The sequence below is a fragment of the Bartonella sp. AA81SXKL genome (genome assembly GCF_042196945.1).
Classification (GTDB): Bacteria; Pseudomonadota; Alphaproteobacteria; order Rhizobiales; family Rhizobiaceae; genus Bartonella.
Window position 1 is genome coordinate 329 of sequence record NZ_JBHIRH010000302.1, and the last position, 318, is coordinate 646.

General features: G+C 34.0%; 1 protein-coding gene. It reads left to right on the forward strand.

What is annotated here, in order from left to right:
- Positions 1-318: glycerol-3-phosphate acyltransferase (locus ACFINZ_RS11275; protein ID WP_375701557.1), on the forward strand; the 318-nt coding region annotated here is incomplete at both ends.

The following is a 318-nucleotide window of genomic DNA, read 5'->3' on the forward strand; positions in this document are numbered from 1 at the left end:
TGGTTCAGGAAATATTGGAGCTACAAATGTTTTACGAACAGGAAATAAAAAAGTTGCTGCTCTGACACTTCTTTGTGACATATTAAAAGGGACTCTTGTTATTCTTGTTATAAAATTTTTAACTGATCCGATAGAAAACAATATCTTTATTTCTCTTGCTGGTTTTTTTGCTTTTTTAGGACATCTTTTCCCTGTATGGCTTAAATTTAAAGGTGGTAAGGGTGTTGCTACCTATCTAGGTGTTTGCTTAGGATTATATTGGCCAGCAGCAATTGTTTTTATCACTGCGTGGATAGTGCTTTTTCTCATTACACGTTA